This window comes from Mesobacterium pallidum, assembly GCF_019966535.1.
In the GTDB taxonomy this organism is placed as follows: domain Bacteria; phylum Pseudomonadota; class Alphaproteobacteria; order Rhodobacterales; family Rhodobacteraceae; genus Mesobacterium; species Mesobacterium pallidum.
Genome location: NZ_JAIMID010000002.1, coordinates 480,280 through 503,824, shown reverse-complemented (window position 1 = coordinate 503,824; position 23,545 = coordinate 480,280). Strand labels below are relative to the sequence as shown.

At 68.3% G+C, this 23,545-nt stretch carries 1 protein-coding gene (cut by a window edge); it reads left to right on the top strand.

What is annotated here, in order from left to right:
• Positions 1–23,497: the 3' portion of a right-handed parallel beta-helix repeat-containing protein gene (locus MF270_RS04930; RefSeq protein ID WP_238364739.1), read on the top strand. Its footprint begins 5,234 nt before the window's first position; only the last 23,497 of its 28,731 coding nucleotides appear in the window; the start codon falls outside the window, past its left edge; it ends in the stop codon at positions 23,495–23,497.
• The last annotated feature ends 48 nt before the right edge of the window (positions 23,498–23,545 follow it).

The following is a 23,545-nucleotide window of genomic DNA, read 5'->3' as shown; positions in this document are numbered from 1 at the left end:
GGCCGATATCCGCAACCTCTCGGCCGACGACGTGGCCGATGCGCTGATCGAGCTGGGCCAGATGCTGGTCGCCTGGTTCGAGGATTCGGGCTTTGGCGCCAAGATCCCGGTGATCGGGGATTCGCTGAAGGACCTGGTGGCGCTGGCCGACCAGTTCTTGGCCGCGGCCGAGACGTTCCGGGCCGACCCGGCGGCGGGGCTCGCCGATCTCGAGACCAAGCTCGAGGACATCCTGATCAACCAGATCGGCATCCTCGCCGATGCCTCGCAGCTGAACCTGACCTGGGACAGCCTGAACGCGGCGCTGGTCTTTGACATCACCCTGCAGGCACAATCGGCCGCCAGCACGACCTTTGGCGTGGACCTGGGCGATCTGGGCGTCAGCTCGCTGGGCGGGCTGAACAACATCAGCGACCTCGTGGACGCCAATGCCTCGCTCGACCTCAGCTACGACGCGGTGGCCGAGGCGAACCTGCAATTCGGCATCGAGCTCTCGGGCGGCACGCCGCGCAGCTTCCTGGGCGGCGGCTCGGGGATCGAGCTGGGCCTCTGGGCCGGCGGCACCAACCTCGACTTCGAACTGGCAATCGGCCCGCTGGGCGTCTTCGTGCGCGACGGCGAGGCGCGGATCAGCCGCGCGGCCTACGATTCCGGCGCCAGCGACGCGGCCAATCGCGGCACGCTGGAATTCGGGCTGAACCCGGCCACCACGCGGCACTACATCGACACGCTGATCGCCAGCGGCACGGCCCTGCGCAACGCGTTGCAGATGACCAGCGACGTGGTCTTTGTCGTTGATCTTCCAGTGGATTTCCCGCTTGAAGGCAACAACATCGGCGCCATCCACATCGAAACGGGCGACCTGGGCGAGATCCTGCGCAAGCTGGCCGCCGGCACCAACGTTTCCGGCTCCGATTTCACCATCACTGCGCCGAACTTTGCCGCCGAAGTGGCGAACATGAACCTGCTGGGGTCCTTCGCGGGCATCCAGGCGGGCATCGACCTGGCGCTGAAGACGATCGAGGACATCCTGCGTGGTGAGCTGCTGGGCATCGACCTGCCGCTGATCGGCGACCAGCTGGGGGATGCGGCCAATTTCATCGCCCAGTTCCGCGCCAATGTGAACCAGATCCTGGGCGGGTCGAACGGCGCCGATCCGGGTTTTGACGCGCTGATCGACGCGATGAACACCGTCTTCGGCATCGCGCCCGCCGCCATCGACCTCGAGTACACCGAGGGCGCGACCGTCCACGCCTGGACCTATGGCGACACCTTCACCGGCAACGTGCTGGACATCAACGACGTCAACCTCGTGCTGCACCTGGCCGGGGTCGAAAACCTCGCCTCGGGCGAGATCGACCTGGACCTCGGCATGGATTGGCTGGGGCTCGAGATCGGCGGCGACAACGGCGAGGATGCGTCCATCGACGTCAACCTCGACTGGGCGCTCGACTTCGGCTTTGGCCTGTCGCGCAACTCGGGCTTCTACCTGCTCTCGGACGCCGGCGAGGGCGACCCGGAGTTCGAGGCGACCCTAAGCGCGACCCTGTCCGAGAATTTCGAGGCGACGGGGCGGCTTGGCTTCCTCGAGGCGACGATCTCGACCGGGGAGGGCACGACCGAGGTCAACGGCTCGACCCACACCAAGGACCCGACCGGCATCTCGGGCAGCATCGGGCTGGACATCGGCGGGGCTCCGCGGGTCAACCTCAGCAGCTTCGGCTCGGCCACGATCACGCCGATCTGGAACCTGACGGCCAATGCCGACCTCGACCTCGTGGTCGGCTTCGGCGATTACGCGGCCTTCCCGTCGCTCACGGCGGAGCTGGCGGCCGACTGGTCCATCGGCTCGGCCAATGTCGACCCGGCCTCGATCGCGCTGAACAACATCCAGCTCGACCTCGGCGGTTTCATCCGCGACACGCTGCTGCCGATCTTCGAGCCGGTGCTGGATTTCCTCGAACCAATCGAGCCGCTGCTCGAGATCCTGAACAAGCCGCTGCCGCTGCTGTCGGATGTCTTCGGCCGGCCGGTCACGCTGATCGACCTTGCGGGGATTCTGTTCGGCGACAACGAGGTGGTCGACTTCATCGCCTCGACCGTGCGCGTGCTGAACATCGTCAACGAGGCGCGGTCCATCGCCAATGCGGGCTACATCACCCTGGCGGAATCGATCAACCTGTCGGGCGCCAACATGAACGCCGGCTCGTCCAAGGACGCCTTCGGCAGCTTCTTCACCGGCGACAATTTCGACGTGACCAAGCTGGACGCGGGCGCCATCCTGTCGTCCAAGGCCAACCTGCAAAGCCAGATGAGCAGCGCCGGCGCCGGGGGCCTGTCGCGCGAACTCCAGGGCGCGGACGAGATCCCGACCGGCACGCTGTCCTTCCCGATCCTCGACAACCCGGCCTCGGCGCTGGGGCTGCTGTTCGGGCAGGACGTCACGCTGATCCACTACAACATGCCGACGCTCTCGGTCGGTTTCGAATACCGCCAGTCGATCCCCGTCTGGTACGCGCCGCCCATCAACCTGGTGTTCGGCGGCGGCCTTTACGCCGGTGTGGACCTCGCGTTCGGCTACGACACCTACGGTGCGCGCCGCTTCATCGAGGCCGGGGGCGGGGTCGAGAACCTCGACCTGCTGGCATCGGGTTTCTACTTCGACGACCGCAACGGCGGGTCCGAGGACGTGCCCGAGGCCTGGCTCAAGGGCAAGCTCTTCGGCGGCGCCTCGGTCGGCTTCCCCGGCCTCAGCGTCGGCGCCGAGGCGGGGGTCAGCGCGACCATCAACTTCGACCTGCACGACGGGATCAAGCATCTAGACCCCGGCCAGGAACAGCCCGAGGGCACGGGCGACGGCAAGGTCCGCTTCGGCGAGATCGCGGCCAACATCGCCCACGGCGGGCCGCTGTGCTTCCTCGATGTGTCGGGGCGCTTCGCCTTCTACCTCGACATCGTCTTCGAATACATCTTCTCGAGCTCCAGCATCAACGTGCTGGACATCACCCTGCTCGACTTCGACATCCCGACCTGCATCGAGATCGATCCGCCGGAACTGGCCACGATCGAGGGCACTGACCTTGTCCTCAACGTGGGCACAAGGGGCCAGACCCACCGGGGCGGCGATTTCACCGGGATCACCGAAGAGGAATACAAGGTCACCGCCCTGCCCAGCGGCGAATACAAGGTCGAGGCCTTCGGGATCATCCAGACCTACGGCGGAGAAGGCACCAACATCACCCGCATCATCGGCGATTTCGGCAGCGGAAACGACACGCTGGCGATGATCGGCGATTTTGCCTTCGAGGGCGGCGGCCAGGTCGCGATCAGCATCCACGGCGGCGACGGCGACGACATCCTGCGCGGCTCCGAAGTGGCGGATTCCATCATCGGCGGCCTTGGCAACGACACGATCATCGGCGGGTCGGGCAACGACACGCTGTCGGGCAACGGCGTGAACGGCGCCGGCGAGAACGAGATCGACGGCGGCTCGGGCAACGACCTGATCATCGGCGCCAACAACGCCGACGTGCTGCGCGGCGGGGCCGACAACGACACGATCTGGGGCGGCGGCGGCCGGGACGTGCTGTATGGCCAGACCGGCAACGACCAGCTTCTGGGCGGCGCGGACGAGGATGTGATCTTTGGCGAGGACGGGCTCGACAAGCTCTGGGGCGGCGAAGGCGACGATATCCTGATCGGCGGCAGCGAGAACGACACCATCATCGGCGGCTACGACGCCGGCGTGTCGCCGACCCCGCCGCTGCCGGGGCAGGCGTCCTTCCTTGATGCCGAGGGCGCGGATGGCGACGACTTCATCGTCGGCGACGCGGCGCTGAACCCGTTCCGCGAGGGGCAGAAGAACCTCAACGACGATTTCTTCGCGGCCTACAAGAGTGCGGCGAACTACCAGCCGGATGTCGATTACACCTTCCTCGAAACGGCCCTGCCGGGCATCTCGGACGGCGCTGACATCATCGTCGGCGGTGTCGGCAACGACTATGTCGCCGGCCAGGGCGGCAACGATTCCATCCTGGGCGAAGGCGGCAACGACGTGGTGCTCGGCGGGGCCGGGGCGGACACGATCCGCGGGGCCGCGGGCGCCGACAGCATCGACGCGGGCTCGGGCAACGACCTGGTCGAGGGTGGCGCGCTGAACGACACCATCGTCGGCGGCGCGGGGGCTGACCTGCTGTATGGCCAGGACGGCAACGACACCATGGACGGGGGCGACGACAACGACACGATGTACGGCGGTCTCGGCGCCGATAGCATGCTGGGCGGGCGCGGCAACGACACGCTTTACGGCGAGGACGACAACGACACCCTGCGCGGGCAGGAGGGCGAGGACCTGGTCCTCGGCGCGGCCGGCAACGACAACCTCGCGGGCGACGCGGGCAACGACACGGTCTGGGGCGATGTCGGGGACGACACGATCACCGGCGGCTCGGGCGAGGACAGCCTCTTCGGCGAGGACGGCGCGGACCGGATCGGCGGCGGCTCGGGCGCAGACACGATCACCGGCGGCGCGCAGGGCGACACGATCCTGGGCGACGGCGGCAACGATTCGATCGAAGGCAACGCGGGCGCGGATTCGATCCATGGCGGCGACGACCAGGACCACATCTTCGGTGGCGTCGGCAACGACACGATCCTGGGCGACCGGGGCCATGACACGATCCTCGGCGAAGCCGGGGCGGACCAGATCCAGGGCAACGACGGCGACGACCTGATCCGCGCGGGCGATGACAACGACAGCGTCTCGGGCGGCGCGGGCCAGGACGAGGTCTACGGCGGCACCGGCGACGACGCGATCCACGGCGATGCGGGCGACGACGTGATCTACGCCGAGGCGGGCGCCGACACGGTGATCGGCGACGATGGCCGCGACGTGATCCGCGGCGGCGCGGGCGACGACGTGCTCGCGGGCAGCGCCGGCGAAGACCTGGTGCTGGGCGAGGCGGGCAACGACAGCCTGACCGGCGGCGATGACGCCGACGTGCTGGACGGGGCCGAAGGGGACGATTCCCTTTACGGCGGCGCCGATGACGACACGCTGCTGGGCCGCGCCGGGACCGACCGGCTGGAAGGCGACGACGGCGACGACGTGCTGCGCGCGGGCAGCGGCATGCAGAACGTGCTGATCGGCGGCGCGGGCGGCGACCTGATGTTCGGTGCGGACGTGGTGGCGGGCACGGGCCTTGGCGATTCCATCGTCGGCGATGCGGGCGACGACACCGCCTATGGCCTGGCGGGCGACGACACGATCCACCTGGGCGAAGGCGACAACCTGGGCTACGGCGGGCGCGGTAACGACAGCCTCACCAGCCTCACCGGCCGCGACAGCCTGCATGGCGAGTTGGGCGATGACAGCCTCTCGGGCGGCGACGGCATCGACAGCCTGTTCGGCAACGAAGGCGACGACGAGATCTTCGGCGGCGCGGGCGAGGACCATGCCGATGGCGGTCTCGGCGCCGACCTCGTGCAGGGCGACGCGGGCGACGATTACCTCTACGCGGGCGGCGGCACGGGCGACACGGTCCGGGGCAACGACGGCGAAGACGTGCTGATCGGCTCGAACGACGGCCATGACGTTCTGATCGGCGGCGCGGATGCGGACCGGATCGAGGGCCTGGGCGGCAACGACACGATCCAGGGCAACGCCGGCGACGACGTGATCGACGGCGGCGAAGGCGACGACGAGATCGAGGCCGGCTTTGGCCGCGACATCGTCGATGGCGGCGCCGATGACGACCTGATCTTCGGCACCACCAGCGGCAACGACGGCGCGACGGACGAGGTCGACCGGATCTTCGGCGGCACCGGCGACGACCAGCTCTTCGGCGGGGCCGGCAACGACCTGATCTTCGGCGAGGCCGGGGATGACGACATCATCGCGGGCCCCGGCGCGGGCGACGTGGTGGATTACGGCGGCAACGGTGACGGCGCGGGCCTTGGCGCCGGCAGCGCCGACCCGGTGCTGACGCCCGAGGTGCCGGAGGCCCCCGTGGCCCAGGCCCTGCCAGGCCGCGTGGTCGAGGGCGGCGGCTGGTCGACCCTGTCGGGCCTTCCGGGGCTGGAGCTGACCGGCGCCAATGCGCTGGCCGACAGCAGCACCGCCACGGCGCAGGCCAATGACGGGCGGCGCTTTGCCGCTTGGCTCGACCCGCGGGACGGGGGCGGAGTCCGTCTTGCGCGTCTCCTCGGGGACACATGGGTGGAAATGGACGGCTCGGTCACCGGCGCCGGCCTGGCCGTGGCGGGCAATGCCACGCTGTCGAACCTGTCGATGGCCATCAACAACAACGGCCGGCCGGTGCTGGCCTGGATCGAGACGGTGGGCGGCAACGACAGGCTGGTCGCACGCGAATGGAACGGCACGGGCTGGGATGCGCTGGGCAGCGGCGTGACGCTGGGCACCGCCGGTGCCGTGCGCGACCTGCAGGTCGTGGTGGACGGGGCGAACGACCCGCTGGTGGTCTATTCGACCAGCGCGGGCGTGCTGTCGCAGGTCTTCACCGGCAGCTGGTCGGCGGGGCCGGTTTCGGCCGCGAATCCCGGTGGCGTGGCCAGCTTCGACGTGGCCGTGGACAGCTCGGGCGACCTGGCGCTGGTCTACTCGACGGGCCTGGGCAATGACGCCCAGGTGCGTCTTGTCACCGACCTTGGCGGCAGCTGGTCGAACCGGGGCCTGGTGCTGAACGCACCGGCCCATTCGGCAAGCGTCGCCTGGCTGAACGGCGACATCCTGGTTGCCTACACCGAGGACAACGGCGAAGACGGCGTGCCCGACACCATCGGCGTGAGCCGTTACACCGGCGTCGGCTTTACCGCCCAGACCGTTACCGGCCAGGCGCCCGACGCCATCGCCGCCACGCCGCAGATCGCGGCCAAGAACGGCGCCGCGCACCTGGTCTGGCAGACCATCCGCACCGAGGGCGCCGGCAGCTCGGTCGAACTGCAGCACCGCGTGCTTCAGAGCAGCAGCTGGATCAGCCTGATCCCCGGCGGCATACTGAACCCCGAAAGCCTGCCGCAGACCGACCTCGTGACCGACCTCGACCTGTCGCTGAGCAATTCCGGCACGCCCTATGTCGGCTTCAGCACCGGCCAGTCGGCCGGGGAAGGCGTGCTGCATCGCGGCCTCGTGACCTTTTCGGGGCAGATGCCGGGCGCCATCGTCACCGTCGGGTCCGTCTCGGCGGCGCAGCTGGCGATCAACACCGCCTCGGCCGGAACGGTCGTGGTGTTGTCCGAGGGCAGCCATGCGGGCAACCTGACCATCGGCACCGCGGGCGTCACGCTGATCGCGGCCGGGCAGGGCACCGAGATCGCCGGCACGGTCACCGTGACCGCCAATGGCGTCACCCTGTCGGGCTTTGCGGCCAACGACGTTACCGCCTCGGGCGTCAGCGATCTTGTCCTGCGCGACCTGGAGCTGGGCGGGCTCGACCTGAGCGGCAATACCGGCACCGCCATCACCCGCGTCACCGTCACCGGCGCCACCACGCTAGGCGGCGAGAGCGGCCTGACCCTGCGCGGAAGCGAGCTGCTGGGCGGGACCCAGATCGACGCGGCGCTCGACGGCTGGATCGAGGGCAACCATTTTGGCGGCACGACCGCCCTGTCGATCCAGGCCGCTGTGACCGGCGCGATCACCGGCAACCGCATCGCGGGGTCGTCCATCGGCCTCTATTACGACGCGGCAGCGGTGATCTATGGCAACACGATCAGCGGCGCGACCGGCGTCACCTCGACCGTCATGGCCGAGGCGGATGCCTTTGGCGCCACAGGGCGCAACAGCGTCTATGGCGCTTCGGTCGGGGTGCAGCTGTCGAACGCGCGGCTTGTGAACACCGACGTGGAAAGCCCCAACATCGCGGTCAGCGGCTCGGGCCTTGTCACCGGCGCGGACCTGTCGGACGGCGTGCATGTCCGCAGCAGCGGCACCGGGGTCAGCGGCATCTTCAGCCGCATCATGCACCTCAGCGTGTTCGACAGCGGGATCGGCGTGCAAGCCAACGGCGGGGTCGAGATCCTGCGCTCGGTCTTCCAGCGGACTTCCGTGGCCGCCATCGACGTCTCTGGCAAGGTCGAGGTGCAGATCGAGGCGGTCACCATCGACGCGCCGCAGGGCGACGGCATCCGGCTGCGCAACGGCACCTCCGAGGTCGAGATCCTGTCCTCGGTCATCTCGGTCGAAAGCGGCACCGGGATCTACGTGGAGGATTCGTCGCAAGCCGGGTTCTTCAGCGATTACAACGTGCTGCATGCCGAAGGTGGCGCCGACCTGGTCTATTGGACCAAGGGGTACGACGACATCCTCGACTGGCAGATGGACCTTGCGCTTTACGATCTGCATTCGACGGGCACGACGGTCATCAACCCCTTGGGCGCGCAGCCGGTCTTTGCCGACCGTGGCGCGGGCGACCTGTCGCTGATGACCACGCTGCGCGGGCAGCGCATCTCGAGCCCCGGGGCCGAGGCGGGCGACCCGGCCCTGCTGGCCGACCGCGACGGGTTTGTCCCGAACCTGCTGGTCAACGCCGGGTTCGAAACGGGCCTCACCGGCTGGACGGTCAACGCGACCGGCACCCAGACCCCGACGGACGGCTTCCAGGGCGGCGGCCAGTTCACGCCCGGCTCGAGCGCGCTGGGCTTTGCCGAGCAGACCGTGACACTGGACCTGAGCGAATTCAGCGCGGCCGAGATCGACGCGGGCCTCGTGGACCTCGTCTTTGGCGGGCGCATGCGGTCGGACGGGCTTGGGCCCTTTGCGGATGCAGGTGCGATCCTGCTAACCTTCCGCGACGCGGGCGGCGTGCAGATCGGGTCGGTCCAGCGGATCGACAGCACCAACCCGGCGGATCGCTGGGAACGGCTGGCCGACCGGGTGGAAATCCCGGCCGGCGTGCGCCAGGTCACCTTCCGCTTCGAGGCGGCGCGGGACGGCACGGGCGTTAACCAAGCACGGCTGGATGCGGCCTTTGCCTTCATGACCTCGTCGCGCCACGGGCTCGACGCGGGCGCGGTGCCGGAAACCGCGCGTCTCGGCGCCGGCACCGAGGATTTGCCGCGCCTGCAACTGACCTGGCCCACGCTTTACACCGACTGGGAAAAGGCCGAACCGCTGGCGATCACCTGGGAAAGCTTCGGCGACACTGCCGGATCGCCCGTGCGGATCGAGCTGTGGCAGGACACGGCCGATGGCCCGGCCTTCCTGACCACCATCGCGGCGACCACGCCGAACGATGGCGAATACATCTGGATCCCCGAAACCTCGGGCATCGATTTCGGCACCTACGGGCTGCGCATCCAGATCGCGCTGGCCGACCAGCCCAAGGTCTACGACCGGGCCGAAGAGGCCTTTACCGTGCCCGAGGACGGCACGACCTATTGGGTCGACGACGCCAGCAACGCGGGCGACACCTTTACCCCCGGCGCCGTGGGCGACAACCGCAACACAGGCAAGCTGGCCAGCGCGCCCAAGGCCTCGCCCATCAACCTGCTGCGCGCCTATGACCTGGGCGCCGGGTCGATCCTGCATGTGGACACGGGCGATTACCCGCTGCTCGCGCCCTTCATCGTCTCGGGCACCCATGACTTCGGCCTCGGCCTCGACGAAGGTTTTACCCTGCGCGGCTCGACCGTCGGCACGACCCTGCTGCGCCCGGTCCTGGGCCAGCAAAGCGGCATGCACGGGATCGAGCTTTACGATGCCGACTTCATCTCGATCGAGAACATCTCGATCCAGGATGTCGACCGCGGGCTCTGGGTGCATTCCGGCTCGACGGACCTGACCGTCGACGGGCTGAGCGTCACCAACGCGCTGCAAGAGGGCCTGCGGATCACCGAAGGCCTGCCGAACGGCGTGCTGAACAACCTGGTGCTGACCGACATCGGCGGCGACGGCGTCTACCTGCGCGGCGCGGTCAGCGAGATCGACACCGCCACGCTGACGGGCATCGGCGGCGACGGCATCAACATCGACGGCCGCATCGCGCTGATCGACAACGTCACCATGGACGGCATCGGCGATTACGGCTTCGTGCTGAACAATGTCGGCGACGGCGTGATGACCAATTCCAGCGTCACCAATGCCGAATATGGCGCCAGCGTCACCAACTCGGTCGGCAGCACGATGTTCACCATCGGCGACAGCGACCTGAGCCTGGCGCTCGGGCTCGAGATGACGAACATCCAGCGGCGCGGGATCTACGCCGCCTACAACGTGTCGGTCGAAGGCTCGAGCTTCCACAACATCGGCACGCTGAACACCAGCTACGCGATCGAGCTTTATTACGGCGCCGATGCCTATGCCAACGTGGTCTCGGGCAGCTATCGCGGCATCTACGCCTACTCGAACAACGGCCAGATCGTGGGCAACCGCGTCTACGACAACCGCGGCTACGGGATCTACGCGGCGCGTGACGCGGATGTCATCGGCAACGTGGTTTACGGCAACGTCAACGGCGTCTTCGTGGAAAGCAGCATCGCGCTCGACGTGCTGAACAACCTGATCTACGACAATGCCGGCATCGGCCTCAGGGTCAACGTCTCGGGCGGCTCGACCGTGCGGTCGAACACGGTGCTGCAGAACGACGGCGGCGTCGCCGTCGAGATCGAGCAGTCGGGCGTCAACGCCACCTTCCGCGACAACATCGTGGTGGCCGACGGGCTCGGCACTGTCGGGATCGAGGTGCACCCAAGCGCGCAGGTCGGGTTCGACAGCGATTTCAACCTGTTCCACGTCACCAACAACGCGGATGTGGGCCGCTGGCAGGGGGTCACCCGCGACACGCTTGCCGCCTGGCGCGCGGCCAGCTTCGGCGACAGCGAGAGCCTGACAGGCGATCCGCTCTTCGTCGACATCTTCGGCGCGGACGGGGTGCTGGGCTACAACGGCGCGGGCAGCCTTGACGGGCGGGACGACAATTTCCACCTGCAAAGCCTTTACAGCCAGGAAATGACCGCCGACCTCGCGCCGGTGCGCGACGCGGTGACCGGGTTGCCGGTCTGGCTGGCCTCGCTGCGGACGGCGGGCGCGGCGCAATCGCCGGGCATCGACCGGGCCGACCCGGTGGCGCTCGTGGGCGCCGAGCCGGTCGAGAACGGCGGCTTCCGCAACCTCGGCGCCTATGGCGGCACCGACCAGGCGTCGGAAAGCCCGGCGCAATACGTGCTGGTCACCAGCCCGGTCCTGGGCGACACGATCCAGCGCGGCGACGACGTCGAGATCACCTGGCGCGCGGCCGGTTTCGCCGGCAATGTCGACATCGCCGTGTCACAGAACGGTGGCGCCTTCGTCGATCTCGCCGTGGGCGAGGCGAACGACGGCAGCTTCACCTGGTCGGTTCCGGCCGGGCAGGCGGTCGACAGTTACACGATCCGTGTGCGGTCGACCGACACGCCGGCGCTCGAGGACGTGAGCGACCCGTTCGGCATCGTGCTGCCGATCACCGCCTATTACGTCAACGATTCCAGTACCGTGGGCGACCAGTACACCACGGCGGCGGGCAATTCGGCCAACGATGGCCTCTCGGCCGCGACGCCGATGGATTCCGTGCGCCTCGTGCTTGAGACCTATGACCTGGGCGCGGGCGACATCATCTATGTCGACACCGGCGACTATGCGCTGACCGCAAACATCGTCATCGACGACAGCGATTCCGGCAGCGGCACCGGCGCGGGCGAACGGCTGATCATCCGCGGGCCCGACATGGCCGGGGCCATTGCCTCGTTCGACCGGGGCTCGACCTCGGGCGGCGCCTTCGGCTTCGAGATCACCGGCGATTTCATCCAGGTCGAGAACCTCGAAGTCCGGTCGGGCTACCACTCGATCTACCTCAGCGGCACCTCGCAGGACGTCATCCTGCGCGATCTCGACATCATCGATCCGCTTTATTCCGGGATCGAGGCCGACAACGGCAGCCACGACCACCTGTTCGAGGACATCCATGCCATGCTGGCGTCCGACGGCATCCGGGTGCGCGGCGACAACACCATCGTCCGCGGCGGCATCTTCGAGCGCAACACCTCCTACGGCGTGCAGGTCGAAAACGGCAACAACAGCATCGAGGGCGGCCGCTACTTCACCAACCAGAGCGGCATCTACATGGATTCCGGCACGATCACCGACTCGATCGTCTACGAGAATTCCACGCGCGGGATCTACGCGTCCAATTACTCGGTCGTCACCGACGTGGACGTCTACAACCACTACTCGAACGAGGGGGTCTACCTCTATACCGGCTCGCGCGCGATCGGCGGCACCTTCCATCACAACCTGATGGGAATCGAAGCAGTCTACGGCGCCCATGTCATGGGCGCCACGATCTACAACAACGGCACCGGGGTCGAACTGGGCGGCAACTGGCAGAACACCATACTGGCGGACAGCCGGATCTTCGACAACACGACGCGGAACGTGACGCTGAACCTCAGCTCTTCGGGCGGCGCGCGGGTCTACAACAACCTGATCTACGGCGACGCGCCGGTGGGGATCCAGATCAACGGCGACAACTACCTGACCATCGCCAACAACACCTTCCTGCTGGACGGCGTGGCGATCCAGACCTCGACCGTGGGCGCGGTCGACATCAATTCGAACATCTTCGCGATGGACGGGGCGGATGCCACCGCCTTCGTGGTGGACGAAGGCTCGCAGGCCGGGTTCCAGAGCGATTACAACCTCTTCCACCTGACCACCGGGGCCGGGCTGGCGAACTGGGGCGGGCTTGATACCGAAGACCTGACGGCCTGGTTCTATGCCACCGGCCGCGACGCCAGCTCGCGCGTGGGCGATCCGGGCTTTGCCGACCCCGACGGGGCGGACGACATCCTGGGCTTCGACGGCGAGACGATCCTGTCGTCCCAGGTGGTCGACAACACCGACGCAGGCTTTGCCACGACCGGCACCACGACGCTCGACGCGGCCCGGGGCCGCGGCGGCTCGCAGGTGACGGTGGATCCGGGCGGCAGCGCGACCTGGACGGCGACCGGCCTGACCGCCGGCGCGACCTACCGCATCTGGGCGACCTGGGACGAGGTCTCGAGCGCCAGCTTCACCGCGCGCTACACCGTGACCGACGACGGGCTTGACGTGATCACGTCGCACAAGGACCAGCGCTACGATCCCGGTGCCATCATCGACGGCGAAACGGTGCCGTGGCGCCTGGTCGGTTACGCGACCATCTCGACCGACACGCTGACCGTGACCGCGACCGCGCTGGACGGCCGGCCGCTGCTGGCCGATGCCGTCCGCTTCGAAGAGATCGCGGGCGACCGCTCGGCCGATGACGATTTCACCATCGGCGCGGGCAGCCCGGCGCTTGACGGTGCCTCGCTGTTCCGGCCCTGGATCGGCGAAGGCGCGTCCTCGGGCGGGCGCGCCAATATCGGCGCCTGGGGCGGCACCGACCAGGCGGCGGGCTCGGCCGCGCAGGTCATGCAGGTCTACGGCCCGAACCAGTTCAACAAGATCGAGGTGGGCGAACCCACCACCGTCCAGATCCGCACCGACGGCCTGGGCGACGCGGCGCCGGTTCAGCTCATCAACCTGGGCTACATTTCCCAGGCCGTCCCTGTCTACGAGCCCGGCAAGGGCGTCTGGAACGGCGCGGTCGAGACCCCGTGGAACGGGGCCAGCACCGGCACACGGACCTCGTCGGGCATCGACCAGACCAACCCCGACGCGGGGCCGGACGCGATCTACGGCACCTACTTGTACGGGGACAACATCAACCTCTACTTCCCCGAGCTGGCCGACGGCACCTACACGATCCGCCTGCACGCCTATTCCAGCCAGTCCAACCCGGTGAACGACACCTTCTCGGTCTTTGCCAACGGGGTCGAGGTTCTGACCGACGCGACCCCGGCGGGCGCGACCGGCGGCAGCAACCGCGCGGCGGCCTTCGACGTGACCGTCACCGTGGCGGGCGGCGAGGGGCTGACGCTGACCCTCAGCGAGACCTCGATCTCGACGGTCTATTACGCGGGTCTCGAGATCATGCGCCCGGTGGCGGGCGGCGTGGCCGCGCCGACCGTGGCGCTGCAGGCCTCGTCCGATGGCGGCACGACCTGGACCACCGTGGGCTCGGGCATCGCGCTTGACCGCTACGGCATGGCCCAGTTCGACTGGACGCCCGACGCGGGCTTTGCCGATACCGCGACACGCCTGCGCGTGGTGGCCGAGCAGGGCGGCGCCCTGGGCGAGGCGACCGGCCCGATCCAGATCGGCAACAACGGACGGGACTTCTTTATCAACGACGGCAGTCTGGTGGGCGACCAGTACACCACCGCGGTGGGCAACGACGCCAATACCGGAAAATCGGCAGATGCGCCCATGGCGTCGCTGGCCAACCTGCTTGACGCCTACGACCTCGAGCCGGGCGACCGGATCTTCATCGACGCCGGCACCTACCTGATGACCCGCGACATCGTCATCGGGGCCGAGGATGCGGGCGACGCGTCGCAATACCTCGACATCATCGGCCCGACCACGCCGGGTGCTGTGGCCCTGTTCGACCGTGACAGCCGCGTGTCCGACGCGGATGTCTTCGTCATCTCGGGTGCCGATTACATCCGCATGAGCGATCTTTCGATCACCAACGGCGACCGCGGCATCCGGGTGCTCAACTCGGATTTCGTCGAGCTGACGCGCATCACCGCGACCGATTTCGACTACGAGGCGATCCTGTACGACAACAGCAGCCATGACGGCATCGTCACCGACATGGCGGTGACCAACGGGTCCGAGGCCAGCGGCTATGCCGTCAACCTGCGCGGCGACCGTGTCCAGGTGCTGGGCGGCAGCATCGATGCCAGCGGCTACGGGCTTTACATCGGGTCCGAGGCGGCCAGCGCCCTGGTCGACGGGCTAACCGTGGCCGACAGCCGCTTTACCGCGCTCACCTCCTATTCGGGCGAGGTGCGCAACGTGACCGTCACCGGCACGCAGGGATCGACCTCGACCATCGCGATCGACCTCAACTCGGTCTACGGCAGCAACATCACCTCGATGGACAACACCGGCGTCGGCATCCGGTCGTCCTTCGGCGTGCTCGAGAACAGCTTTGTCAGCGGCAACAACACCGGCATCCAGGCCAGCTACAACGCGCGCATCCGCGACAACGTCGCAGTCGACAACACCTATGCCGGCATCGGCTTCGGCACGCAGCCCTACGGCGTGATCGAGCGCAACCGCATCTCGGGGTCCGAGTTCGGCATCCGCCTGACGCCCTATTACAGCAATGCCGTCTTCGTTCAGAACAACGTCATCTTCGGCGATGCGATCCGCACCGGGATCTACGTCGGCGAAGGCAACGGCCACATGATCGAGAACAACACGATCGTGATGGGCGGCCTGGGCGAGATCGGCATCCACCTGACCGGTGGCGCCACCAATGCACATGTGCGCAACAACCTGGTGCAGATGCCCGCGGGCACGGCAGTCCAGGTCGGGAATGCCGCGCAGTTCGGCTACCGGTCGGATTACAACCAGTACGACCTCAGCGGCAGCGCCGTGGCCCTGACCTGGGCCGGGGTCGGCTATGCCGATGCCGAGACGGTGCATTACCAGACCGGCCGCGACGAACATTCCTTCGAGGCGGCGGCGCAGTTCGTCGATGCCGCCGGGCTCGACTTCCACCTCCTCGCGGCGGCCGCGGGGGTGGATGCGGGCGATCCGGGATCGCTCTTCGCGCGCGAGCCGGGCCAGAACGGCGGCCGGGCCAATATCGGCGCCTATGGCAACACGGGCGAGGCGACGGAATCGGGCGGCGCGGTGCTGCAGGTGCTGTCGCCCAACGGCGGCGAAAAGCTCGAGGAGGGCGAGACCTACCGCCTTGGCTTCCACGCCGGCGACCTGATGGCGCAAGAGCTTGTGCTGGCCATGCGCGCCACCTCGGGCACCGTGCTGGCCGAGGACGGGGTCGAGTTCCGCTCGCCCGCGACCTATGTCTCGGGCGGGACCGAGTACAACACCTATACCTACATGACCGGCGGCGCCTATGCCGAGATCCCGGATGGCGTCTTTGCCCTGACGCGGCAGATCAACTCCAACACGCTGCGCTACGACCTGCCGGTCGCGGATGGCACCTACAGGCTGCGGCTGCACGGCATGTCCGCGTCGAACACGGTGGACAGCTTCTCGGTGCTGGTGAACGGGGTCGAGGTTGCGACGAACCAATCGTTCCGCACCCTGGCGGGGCAGACCTATTTCGGCACCGCCATCGATCTGTCGGGCGTGACCGCCGTGGACGGCGTGATGACGGTCGAGCTGATCCGCGACGACGGCAATTTCGGCTCTCCGCAGCTGGGCGCGATCGAGCTCTACCGGGCGAACCCGGGCGGGGCCGCCTCGCCGCAGTTCGACCTCGAGCTGTCGACCAACAACGGCGCCAGCTGGACGCCGATCGCCGGGGCCGTGACGGTCAACCGCGCGGGCTTTGGCTATGTCGACTGGACCGCCTCGCCGGAAACGGTGGGCGAGACCGCGCTGCTGCGCGTCACCCAGGTTGGCGGCGGGCTGACGGACGTGTCCGACAACGGCTTCCGCATCGTCAACGGCGGGCGGGATTTCTACATCAACGACGACGACTTGACCGGCGATGTCTATACCACCGCGGTGGGCGACAACGCCAATTCGGGCAAGTCGGCCGATGCGCCGATGGCCGACCTTGGCGCGCTGGTGCGCGCCTACGACCTCGAGGCGGGCGACCGCATCTGGATCGACAGCGGCAATTACGTCATCGCCCAGGACATCTTCCTCGGGATCGAGGACAGCGGCGCCGAGGGCAACCCGGTCGAGATCATCGGCGCGGGCGCGGGCCTGACCACGCTGACCCGCAACAGCACCGCAAACGGCGCGGACGGCATCGAGTTCACCGGCGCCGACCACGTCACCATCTCGGACCTGACGCTGACCGGCGGCTATCGCGGCGTGCACATGGACACGGGCGCGGGCAGCGAATTCATCACGCTCGACGCGGTGACCATCGTCGGCACCCAGGGCGAGGGCCTCCGGGCGCTGACCGGCAACACGGACCTCACGTTCATCGATCTCGACATCAGCCAGACCGGCCTCAACTCGACCAGCTACGCCGCCTACATCACGGCCGAGCGGGTGCAGATGACCGGCGGCGTCTTCTACGACAACGACTATGCGCTCTATGTCGACGACAACGATTCGGCGGGGCCGGGGTCGGTCTACGAGGGCTTCGAGGCCTATGGCAGCACCAGCACTTCGGCGGCGGTCAGCGTCCGCGGCGAGGTGACGGTTCGCGACGCGATCATCCGCGACAACAGCGGCGACGGCGTCTACCTCAGCGAAGCCAATTCGCGCATCGAGGACAGCACCGTCTTCGGCAACAGCGACGTCAACATCGAGGTCTATAACGGCACCGCGGTGAACAACATCGTCTACGGCGGCGCGACAGGCATCCGGTCGAGCTATGCGCTGGTCGAGGGCAACCGCGTCTTCGGCAACACGCTGGGCCTGTCGGGATCGAGCTCGGGCAGCGCGACCTTCCTGCGTAACAAGGTCTATTCCAACGCGACCGGCGTGCAGATGGACAGCGGCACCTACACCGCCCACACGCTGCGCCAGAACGTCATCTACGACAACACCAACGTCGGCGTGCTGCACCAGGGCAACGGCTACACCCGCATCATCGGCAACACGATCTACCAGTCGGTGGGCACGGCGCTGGACATCACGGCCTCGACGCCCAACGTGTTCCTGCGCAACAACATCCTGCAATCGGACCAGGGCAGCGTGATCCGCGTCACCGGCACCGGCGGCACGGTCAATTCGGATTACAACCTGTTCTTCCGCGGCACCGGCGTGGCCGATGTGGGCACCTGGGGCGCCATCGTGCAGACCGACCTCGCGGCCTGGCGCGCCGCCTCGGGCGAGGGGCTGGGCAGCGTCGAGGGCGATCCGGTCTTCCTCGACATCGACGGGGCCGACAACGTGCTGGGCGGGCTCGACAGCGCGCTGGGCGGCGGGGCCGACGACAACTTCAACCTCGACGCGGGAAGCCTGGCGATCGACAGCGGCACGGCCTACGGCGCGTTGCTGCACGATTTCTTCGGCCGCGTGCGGTCGGACGACCCGACCACCGCCAACACCGGCGACGGGTTCGAGCTTTTCATCGAAACACCCGGCACCGGCAGCTTTGCCTATGACGGGGCCGAGATCGGCCTGCGCACGACCAACAGCTACCGCGACGAGGCGCTGCCGTTCAGCTTCTACTACCAGGGCCAGGAATACACCTCGGTCCGCGTGGTCAGCGACGGCTACCTGCAATTCGGCACGCAAAGCCCGAACTACCCCAACACCGAGGAAAACTTCCTGTCCCGGCCGATCATCGCGCCCTTCTGGACCGAGATGCGGACCTACACGAGCGGCACCGACGGGGTGTTCCGCAGCCAGGCCGTCGATGACAGCTGGGTCAAGTTCCGCTGGGCGGGCACGACCGAAGGGTTGCCGACCACCGAGCAGCTTAACTTTGCCGTGATCCTGCATGACGACGGAACGGTCGAATTCGAATACGGCGCCGGCAACAATGACAGCCGCGCCCGCGTCGGTCTGTCGGCCGGCAATGGCGAGACCTTCGTCTATTCGAACCTGAACGGGGCGATCCCGACCGATGGCGCGACCCGCGACTGGGCGCGCGCGCCGGGGCTGAACTACTTCGACATCGGCGCGCTGGAATTCCAGGGCGACTCGGGCGACGTGACCCCGCCGACGGTGGTGTCGATCCCCGCGCTGCCGGCGCCCGGCGGCACGACCGACCTTGCCTTCACCTCGATCTCGATCGAGACGAGCGAGGCGCTGGAACTGGTCTCGGCCCGGAGCCCTGCCAACTACGAGCTGCGCGGCGCCGGGGTGGACGGCATCTTCGACACCGGCGACGACGTGGTCGTGGCGGTGACTCCGTCCTATTCCTTCCCCGAAACCGACCTGGTGCTGGGCTTCGACGCCCCGCTGGCCGATGGTATGTGGCGCCTGACCCTGTCGGGCACGCTGGCGATCTACGACACCGCCGGCAACCGGCTGGACGGCGACGACAACGGCACCGAGGGCGGCGATTACGTCCATATCTTCGAGGTCGACCGGTCGTCGAACACCGCGCCGGTGGCCACCCCGGTGGTCACAAACGTGACAGAGGACGGCAGCGTCCTGATCGCCCTGACCGCCAGCGACGTGGACGGGGACGACCTGGTCTACACGATCACCAGCGCGCCGCAGCACGGCACGCTCGAGAATTTCGACCCCGTCGCCGGCACGGTCACCTACCGCCCCGACGCGGATTCGACGCAAGGAGATACCTTCGGCTTCGTGGTCGACGACGGCAAGCTGGGTACCGCCTCGGCCACCGTGTCGATCAGCGTGATCCCGGTGAACGACGCCCCCACCGCGACCGCCCAGACGGTCGAGGTGACCGGCGGCGTGACCACCACGCTGGTGCTCTCGGGCACCGACCTCGAGACCCCGGCCGCCAACCTGCGGGCCGAGATCACGACCCCGCCGGCCACCGGCACGCTGACCCGCATCAGCGACCTGGTGTTCGAATACCTCGCCCCTGCGACCTTCTCGGGCCAGGTGACCTTCGAATTCAACGTGACCGACACCGGCGATCCGGCGGGCTCGACCGGCAATGCGCTCACCTCCTCCACGGCCATCGTGACGCTGAACGTGACCGAGGGGAACATCGCGCCGGTCATGTCCTTCATCCCGGTGCAGGACATGTTCGCGGGCGAGACCTTCCAGATCGACCTTGCCGCGATCTCGAGCGATGCCAACGGCGATCCGCTGACCTATGAGCTGCGCGGCGGTCCGGCCGGCGCGACGCTGGATCCGGTGACGGGCCTCTTCAGCTGGACCGCGCCCGTGGACCAGCCGACCGACCGCGTCGTGTTCGACGTGGCGGTCGTGGATGACGAGGGGCTCGACCACGAGCGGACCCTGCGCATCGACGTGACCAACCGCAACCCGAGCTGGACCTACATCACCCCGGTCGCCACCGACGCCGGACAAGAGGCGGTCGTGGATGTCGCGGCCTATGTCTTCGACCCCGAGGGCGGCGCGCTGGGCTACACGCTGATCAGCGGCCCGGCGGGCGCGGCCATCGACCCGGTCACCGGCCAGTTCACCTGGACGCCGCCGCTGGATGCCGCCACCGACCGCTACGAGTTCACGGTCGAGGCCATGGACAACGTTGGCAATGCCAACACCCGGATCGTGCGCATCGATGTGACCAACGCGGCACCGGTCTGGACCAACACGCCGCCGGTGCGGCAGGCGACGGCGGGCACGACCTTCTCGATGGCCTTCGGCTGGCGCGTCGAGGACCCCGAGGGCGGCGCCATCACGTTCGAGCTGCGCAGCGGCCCGGCGGGTGCCACCCTGACCCCGGCCGGAGAGCTGACCTGGGCCGTGCCGCTGGACCAGCCGGACGGGCTTGTCCAGCTCGAGATCGCGGCGATCGATGCCGCGGGCAACGAGACGCTGCAATCGGCCGCGCTTGACGTCACCAACGCCGCACCCGTCTGGGTCAATGCACCGCCGGTGCAATCGGTGGATGCCGGCAGCGACTTCCGCCTCTTCACGGCGTTCCGCGCCGAAGACCCCGAGGGCGGCGCGCTGACCTTCGCGCTGGTCGACGGCCCGGCGGGTGTCACTGTGAACGAAGGCGGCCGGATCGACTGGGCCGTTCCGGCGAGCATGCCGAACGGCGCGGTCGACATCACCCTTGCCGCCATCGACGCGGCGGGCAACGCATCCGAGCTGACGGTTACGGTCAATGTCGCGAACGCGGCGCCGGTCTGGGATGCGGTTCCCGACCAGCCGGCCAATGCGGGCGAGGATTTCCGCATGTTCCTGGCCTGGCGGGCGACCGACCCCGAGGGCACGGATCTGACGTTCGAGCTGCGCAGCGGCCCGGCCGGGGCCACGGTCGATGCCGGCGGACGGCTGGACTGGTCGATCCCGGGCGACACGCTCTCCGGGCCGGTCAGCTTTACCGTGGCGGCCATCGATGCCGCCGGGGTCGAGACGACGGCAAGCTTCGACGTGGTGGTAACCAATGCCGCGCCCGACTGGCTGGTGATCCCTCCGATGGACGCGAACGAAGGCGAGACGGTCACGCTTGACCTCACCGCCTTTGCCAGCGACCCCGAAGGCGGCGTGCTGGCCTACGAACTGCGCGGCGGACCGGGCACGGGCGCGCTGGACGGGGCCACCGGCCTCTTTACCTGGGACCTGCCGGTCTGGGTGTCCACCGGGATCAAGACCTTCACCGTGGCGGCCATCGACGCGGCCGGGAACGAGACCGAGAACTCCTTTACCATCGACATCAACCTCGCGCCCAAGATATGGGAGCTGCCGGTGCCGCAGGTCTTTGCGGGCGGTGCGCTCAGCTTCGACGCCTCGGCCTTCGTCAACGATGTCGAGGGGGACGCGGTCACCTACGGCCTGGTCGGCGCGCCCGGCAGCGCCTCGATCGACGCCACGACGGGTGTCATCAGCTGGACCCCGCGCCTGGGCAAGCCCAGCGAGATCGTCACCTGGACACTGACCGCGACGGATGAACACGGCGTGCAGGCCAGCTCGGACCTCGATATCGAGGTCATCAACCGGGCGCCGGTCTGGACCAACACGCCGCCCGTTCAGACGGCGGATGCGGGCGACAACTTCCGCATCTTCCTCAAGTGGCGGGTCGAGGACCCGGATGGCGGCAACATCAGTCTTGCCTTGCGCGATGGCCCGGCGGGCGCCACGCTGAACGCCAAGGGGCGTCTCAGCTGGGATGTGCCGCTGGATCAGCCGTCGGGCCCGGTCACCTTCGACGTGGCCGCCATCGACGCCGCAGGCCTCGAGACGGTGCAGACCATCACGCTCGAGGTGACCAACGCGGCACCAGTCTGGACCGATCCGATCCCGAACCAGGCGGCCGATGCGGGCGATGCCATCCGCCTGTTCCTGGGCTGGCGCGTGACCGATCCCGAGGGCACGGACGTGACCTTCGAGATGCGCTCGGGTCCCGCCGGGGCCAGCGTCAATGCCGGCGGCCGGTTCGACTGGACCGTGCCGCTGAGCCAGCCGACCGGCCCGGTCGAGGTGGTGATCGCCGCCATCGACGCACTGGGCGCCGAGACGCTGGAAACGCTGCGCATCGACGTGACCAACAGCGCGCCCGAATGGGCCGCCATCCCGCCGCGCGATGCGAACGAAGGCGACGTGGTCACCATCGACCTCACCGCCTTTGCCAGTGACCCCGAGGGCGGCGTGCTGGCCTACGAGCTGCGCGGCGGCCCCGGCACGGGCGCGCTGGACGGCGCGACGGGCCTCTTCACCTGGGACCTGCCGGTCTGGGTGTCCACGGGCCTCAAGACCTTCACCGTGGCGGCCATCGACGCGGCGGGGACCGAGACCGAGACGTCCTTTACCATCGACGTCAACCTCGCGCCGCGGGTGAACGGCCTGCCCACGCCGCAGGTCTTCGCGGGCGGCCTGCTGACCTTCGACGCCTCGGCCCATGTCAACGATGTCGAGGGCGACGCCGTGACATACGGCCTCGACGGGGCGCCGGGCCAGGCGTCCATCGACGCCGCGACCGGGGAAATCACCTGGTCGCCCTGGTACGGCAAGCCGACCGAGACGATCAGCTGGACGCTGAACGTGACGGACGAACACGGCGCGACCACCAGCACCCCGCTGCTGATCGACGTGGTGAACCGGGCCCCGGTCTGGACCAACACGCCGCCGGCGCAGAACGTGACGGCAGGCGAGACGCTCACCCTGTTCCTCGGCTGGCGGGCCGAGGACCCGGACGGCGGCGCGCTGACGTTCGAAAAACGGTCCGGGCCGGGCCTGCTGACCGTCTCTCCGACGGGCCGGGTCGACTGGTCCGTGCCTGCGGGCGCAAGCACCGGGGTGCGGGTCTTCGAGGTGGCGGCCATCGACCAGGGCGGCTACGAGACGCTGCTGTCGGTGACGGTCAACGTGACCGCCGCGCCCGCAGCCCCGTCGCAAACCGTCGACTGGGGCGCTCCGGGCGAGGCGACGACCAGCCCGCTGGTGCTGTCCGAGCCGATCCGCATCTGGCAGCCCACGCTGTCGGTCGAGCGGTCGGGCTTTGGCACTGCCCCCGGCGGCTGGGACCGGGCCGAATTCGTGGTGCGGCTTGACCGTGCCGCGACCGAGCCTGTGTCCTTCCTCTACACGATCGAGTCCGCCTCGGGCGTGCTGGAAGAGGGCGAGGCCTTCATCCCCACGGGCCGGCGCATGGCCTTCCTGGCCAAGGCGCTGGACCTGGCCGAGGGCGACGTCACGCTGCGCATCTACGGCGCGCGGGGGGCCATCCTGGCCGGCGGCACCTTCGCGCTCGAGGAAACCGTGCTGTCGATAGATACCGGCGCGGGCGACGAGACGGGGCTTGCGGATCAGATGCTGCTGGCGCACCCTCAGGCGGCGATCGACTGGAGCTGAGGCCGCTTCGGCCTCGGCTCTGCCGGAACGCGTGACACCTAACCGATT